Annotated in this window: 7 protein-coding genes; all 7 read right to left on the bottom strand. The window is 35.0% G+C overall.

Going from position 1 to position 5,468, the window contains the following annotated elements:
- Positions 1-1,379 (bottom strand): hypothetical protein (locus D6734_10530; protein RMF93240.1); only part of this gene is annotated, 1,379 nt, incomplete at its 3' end.
- A 2-nt stretch (positions 1,380-1,381) separates the two neighbouring features.
- Positions 1,382-2,335, bottom strand: coding sequence for a hypothetical protein (locus tag D6734_10535; GenBank protein RMF93241.1), 954 nt, complete (start codon positions 2,333-2,335; stop codon positions 1,382-1,384).
- Positions 2,336-2,405: 70 nt separating this feature from the next.
- Positions 2,406-2,591: a hypothetical protein gene (locus D6734_10540; protein ID RMF93242.1), complete on the bottom strand. Its 186-nt coding sequence runs from the start codon at positions 2,589-2,591 to the stop codon at positions 2,406-2,408.
- Between the two features lie 36 nt (positions 2,592-2,627).
- On the bottom strand, positions 2,628-2,813 hold the full coding sequence (locus tag D6734_10545) for a hypothetical protein (protein RMF93243.1): 186 nt from the start codon (positions 2,811-2,813) through the stop codon (positions 2,628-2,630).
- A 25-nt stretch (positions 2,814-2,838) separates the two neighbouring features.
- Positions 2,839-3,918 carry a hypothetical protein gene (locus tag D6734_10550; protein RMF93244.1) on the bottom strand — a complete coding sequence of 360 codons (1,080 nt, stop codon included), beginning with the start codon at positions 3,916-3,918 and terminating at the stop codon, positions 2,839-2,841.
- Positions 3,902-4,819 (bottom strand): prepilin-type N-terminal cleavage/methylation domain-containing protein, encoded by a 918-nt coding sequence (locus D6734_10555; GenBank protein RMF93245.1) that lies wholly within the window; start codon positions 4,817-4,819, stop codon positions 3,902-3,904. Before D6734_10555 ends, D6734_10550 begins: the two co-directional genes overlap by 17 nt.
- An 8-nt stretch (positions 4,820-4,827) precedes the next feature.
- Positions 4,828-5,301 (bottom strand): prepilin-type N-terminal cleavage/methylation domain-containing protein, encoded by a 474-nt coding sequence (locus D6734_10560; GenBank protein RMF93246.1) that lies wholly within the window; start codon positions 5,299-5,301, stop codon positions 4,828-4,830.
- Positions 5,302-5,468: the final 167 nt, after the last annotated feature.

The following is a 5,468-nucleotide window of genomic DNA, read 5'->3' on the forward strand; positions in this document are numbered from 1 at the left end:
GGCGTCTTGAATATTTCTGTAAATGCTCTTTTCAAATCACCTTTGTATCTCCCGGAATTAATTTCAATCCATATCTTATACATTCTTTTATCATAAATATATAGAAATGCAGGGTCAAGACCTATTAAATATCGATTTTTTGAATTATAGAAAAAAAGCTCCGGATAATCATCCCAATCTGTCAGATATACAGGCATTCCAATTGCATTTTCATAAAGCCACTTTGCTGCATTTCTATATCTATATGGATTTCTCGTATCAGAAGAGACTTCTTTAGATGCTTTCTGTGAAGTTGTGAAAGCAAGAAGAAGGAAAAAGAAAAAGAAAAAAGGGGTGCTGTATCTTAAAAAAGACCTACTATTCTCTTTTATCTTCGACAAATATTCGTTTCCATAATCCCTGATTATTGTGGCAGAAAAAAGCAATACAAAGGGAACTGCCAATTCAATGAAACGTCTCCACTTATATGCAAAAATAATTAGAGGGATCGATATAAAAAAGAGAGAAAGGGAATCCTTCGCCATTTTTTTTTCACTTACAGCGGAGATATAGAGTGAGACAAGAAAAACAGCAATAAAGGGAAATTGAATCGTGAAAAATTCCTCCGGTGAAAAGGACATCCATTCGTTGCCGCCTCTGATTGACCTTGTAATACCTGCAGATGTCGTTTGAAAATAGATAAATTTAACATTATCCGGAAAAAAAGGACTTATGATTAGACCGAACAATACGCCGGAAATTGTCGAAACCAATCCTTTATAAGGAAGTCTCTTCTCTTTTATCACATATGTCAAAGATACAGCTGTAAGAGGAAGAAATATCGAAGAAAAACCACCATAAAAATTTGGAAATACTGCAGAAAAAATAAATAGAAGCAAGTTCTTCTCCTTTAGCATTAAATACCAGCATAACAAGAGAATAAGGCAGGAAGGGACTGTTGCGCGAGGAAGTGAAAAGCGGAATAGAAATGTCGATGAAAGAGAAAAAAACACAAGTAGCCATATAGGAATATTCTTTACAGAAAGTTTTTTCAATATTGATGCCAAGACTATCAGAAAGAGAAAATCGAAGAAAATAGCTGAAATCTTTGCCCCTTCCATAAGACCAAATAATAATGAGAAAGGAATCAAAAGAATATGATACAAAAAATGATGGTCAACGAAATTTTTGCCAAAGGGTATATATATCAGCGAGGAAAAAAGAAAAAAAATACCATTATCATACATTACTTTTGCCATCTTGATATGATAGTAGCCGTCGTATCCAATAATACCGGGATAGGAATATTGAATTCGAATAAGAAGAAAGATAAGAAAAAGAAGTGTTGTAATGAAAAGAAGAAAAGAAGCTATGTTTGACTTCTTTATATCATAACCCACAATTAAACCTTTTTACCATTAAGTTCGTTCAACTTTGCCAATAGCTCTTCTGCCCGGCGGGAGTAATTGGTCCCCGGAAATTTTTGGATTACTTCATTTAAATCTTTCTCCGCTTCCGCAGTGTATTTCGTTTTCTTTTTGTTATCATCTCCTATTTGAACGACTGCTTCTTTTATATCTTCTTGGAAGCCCTTGATACCCTGCCAAGAGTCAATAAATTCTTCCAAGGACTTTATCCTATTGCTCAGCATTTCAACTCTTTTGATTTTATATTCAGCAATCCAAAGCAAACCTTCAGCCAAATTGTCCTTGTTATTAGGGAAAGCAGATATGGCGTCTCTAATAATTTTCAATCCCTCCTTTTCATTCTGCAGATTTTCAGTCGTTATCACTCCAATCTTCAAGAGAGCTTTAGCATCATAATCTGATTTTATATTATTCTTGACGATTTTGTTGAGTTCCAAAATAGATTTTTCATACTCATCTTTGAGAAGATAAATAAGCGCTTTATGGTAGCGAATTCTTTCTTCAATTTCTGTGCCTTCATTTTTTCTTATAATCGTATCTAACTCACGAATTGCACCTTTGAAGAAGGACGAATCCGATGAATTGCTGTTTCCTGCCAGAAAATTAGCCATATCAACATCGCCAATCATTACTGAATAATTTTTTCTGATTTCAAAAGTCCTCTTCAATTCATCTAAAGCTTTTTTGTCATTGCCTATTTTCAAATAACAATATCCTTTCAGGTAATGAAGCAGAGCGTTTCCATTATATCTCTTTTCGAGATTTGAAAGAAGGTTTAAAGCAAGGGAATAATTGGAGGAATTTATCGTTTCTTCGATTTTTTCCAAATCTTTATTTGGAATACGATTGCATCCAAAGGATATGAAAATAAAAAAAAAGACAAGAATAGAAAAATATCTCAATGAAGTTGAACTTTTGGAAAAAATCATCTTCTTAATGAGCAAAAGAAGGATAAGTCAAATAGCAAACTACATAAACGATGTTGAAATTAAACAAAAACTATTTAACTTCGTGCCAGTTTTTTATTGTCGTTGATGGAGTAAATGGGACAGTATCTCCTCCACCACCTCCATTGACATTTGCATTCGAATTACTGTTGTCAGTTGCAATTACTGAGAAGCTGAATACTGTAGTCATAATACCTGCCGCTAATAGAATTGTAAAAAATTTCTTTATTTTTGACATTTCATCCTCCTGTCTTTTTCAATTTATAATACATCATTAGTTGACTTCATGCCAGTTTTTTATTGTTGAATTTGGCTGAACATTATTCCCTTGTCCTTGTGGCGCATTTACATTCATTTCTGAATTGGTATTTGAATCAGCTCTTGTGGAAACAGTTGAAAACATAAGCACACCAGTGAAAGCCACAATTACCAATATTGCAACAATAAGTTTCTTTAACATTTTTTATTCTCCTTTTTAAAAGATTCTACCATTTGTCATAACTGTTTGAAACCCAAAGTCCTGCTGATGAGCCAGATGGATTCCCAGCGCTTCTCGAAAGCGAGTTTACATCTACAAGCACAACTTTATAAATTTCGCCATTACTGATCGACAGGGCTGGAGCGCCTGATGTATCTGGCACATAATTTCCTCCACTCAACACACATTCTGGTTCTTCTCCGCTTCCACCTGCATAAACCTTGTAGCGCCACCCTCGAGTGTTGCTCAAACAAAATGTCTTATTGGTTGTGTTTATTTCAGGTTCACCAACTATCTGCCAATCCGAAGTGGCTAAATTATTATCTCCATCCTTGTAAATGATAATCGCTTTTGTAGTGTTATCGTTTGTGCATATACCCGTAATTTTGTTGAGTGCAGCATCTATACCTAAATCATTTCCAACACCTCCAATGATTACATTGTTATTTGCAATATTGTCTATATCGCTGGTACCATCGGAAGGGTCTTTAAAAGTTTGAAAAGACAAAAGATTATTTTCAAATTTTATTTCAATATCAGCTTCTACTTTTTTTGCATTGGTGCCAGAGAATGTTGACCGCACATTCCTAAATGCGATTACAGTGGGATTTACCCATAACCATTGGGGCCTAGGCAGTGTTATGTCCGCATATTCCGACCCAATAATTATGGTCTTATAAAGAGTTGTTGCGTTTTCAGCATTTGCTTCAGAAAGGGGTGTAGTTTTTGCAGCATCTATATACCAAGAAGAATCAACCCAATTCAAAAAGTTGGTAATCGTGTTTTTTGGTGAATCGCCAACGACATAAATTTGAGTATTCTTGGTTGTGGCGCTTGTGCCGGCAAAATTGCTGACAGCGCTTGATTTCAAATTACCTTCCGTAACCTCCATACCTCCTTCAGCAACATATAAGGCATCTGTAGCAGTGCGAAGATTGCCTGATATTTTTAATTCAGTTGAAGTTATGAAAAGTGCACCAACTCCTAAAACTGTCAATATAGCAAGCAAAAACATTGCAAGAGCTAAAACAAATCCATCTCTATTTTTTCTCAATTTCTTCATAATCAAATCAATCCAATCCCACATTTCTCAATTTTATTTCAGATTCAAGAGTCATCCTATGATAACCGTCGTTGTATGTATCTCCACAGTTGTAAGTTCCTGAGCTTGAATAGTAAGGATCTTCCCTCGATGTCCGAGCTACGATTAGAACTTTTATCTTTCTGATACTCTTTCTCTCATCAAGTGACAAATTGATGTTTTTATAGGGCGATGCGCTGCTAATTTGATTTCCATTTTCATCATAATATTTAAATTCCAGGTAGTCAATATCATCTACAACAGTCTGTGCAGTTGCCCCATCTACTGAGCGAGTTACCTTAATCGTGGCGGCGTCAGTTGAATGTTTATGGTCAGATGGATTTAGAGAATATGTTACGGTATTGATTATATGAAGCACAGAACCTTGTGAAAAATCATTAGTCATCGCATTGATATTTAATGTCCCTTCAGAACTTGAAGTTACAGTTGTTGATTCCCACTTATTTCCGTCTGTTATGTAAATTGTATCACCACTCTGAAAATTGCCATAATAATTATCCGCCGAGGTATCTGCCACTGTATCAACAGAAAGAGAAGTTTGTCCTGCTGTATAATCTGCTGTAAGAGATGCTTTTGCATTGTTCAAGTCAACTAAAAAGGTAATGGAATTTTCAGTAGCATTTGAAATCACGGCTATTTCTGATGGATTGTCAACAGTGGGGATGCCGTAGCCAATCGAGCGAAATTCTCTTGTAAGCATATCCATCATTGTCCGCGCATTCTGCTGCATTTCGACTATAAGGTCTTGGCTGTTATAGGTTTTTTGCTGATTATTTAGAAGCGTGTAAAAAGTAATCATCAATATCGATGCAAGGACTACCGATACCATCAATTCAACTAAGGTAAAACCCTTTCTGTCTTTCAATTTATTCATTGATTTTCTCATAAATTTCGCTATTGGGAAATCACAGTAGTAAAAGATGTTTTCCTCTCTTTTCCAGAATCATTCCATTTGATGATAACTGTAATCGTTTTCATATTTGCCGATGGAGAATCATCTGCAATATTCCATATTCTAGTATAAATCCCTCCCGGATTACCCTCTCCATCAATATCAGTCTCACTGTGGTCAACTGAAGTAGTACTCGTAAGGTCATTATTATTGGCAGGATTGCTGTCCTCAAGGTCGCTGTCATCATAAGATTTATTTTTCAATTCCTCAATCTTTGTCTGTGCAAGGGATATTGCAGTTGTTAATCGTTTGCTTTGAGCGTTTCCTCGTATGACAGTAGTCACTAAACCTGCAATGGAAAGTAAACCCACAGAAAGAATGACAATTGCGACAAGTATTTCAACGAGTGTAAATGCGGCTTCGGATTTTTTATCCGATTTTTCTGTATGCATACTACCTCCCCCTTCAAGCTGCATTTATACCATATATTGTCGCCACTTTCCTTAAAAACCTTTAATCAATTATAGAACAAATTAATATTTTTCTTAAACTATTACATTAACAATAATAATATATCTTTTTGTTTTTATAAGATAATTAATCGTCTATATATTTTTTTTATATAAAGAATTATTTTTGTTCA

It is taken from the genome of Candidatus Schekmanbacteria bacterium (assembly GCA_003695725.1).
Classification (GTDB): domain Bacteria; phylum Schekmanbacteria; class GWA2-38-11; order GWA2-38-11; family J061; genus J061.

Bases quoted from the DNA above. Each gene is read 5' to 3' on its own strand.
- D6734_10540 (RMF93242.1), bottom strand. From the start codon at position 2,591: ATGTCAAAAATAAAGAAATTTTTTACAATTCTATTAGCGGCAGGTATT.
- D6734_10535 (RMF93241.1), bottom strand. From the start codon at position 2,335: ATGATTTTTTCCAAAAGTTCAACTTCATTGAGATATTTTTCTATTCTT.
- D6734_10550 (RMF93244.1), bottom strand. From the start codon at position 3,918: ATGTGGGATTGGATTGATTTGATTATGAAGAAATTGAGAAAAAATAGA.
- D6734_10545 (RMF93243.1), bottom strand. From the start codon at position 2,813: ATGTTAAAGAAACTTATTGTTGCAATATTGGTAATTGTGGCTTTCACT.
- D6734_10555 (RMF93245.1), bottom strand. From the start codon at position 4,819: ATGAGAAAATCAATGAATAAATTGAAAGACAGAAAGGGTTTTACCTTA.
- D6734_10560 (RMF93246.1), bottom strand. From the start codon at position 5,301: ATGCAGCTTGAAGGGGGAGGTAGTATGCATACAGAAAAATCGGATAAA.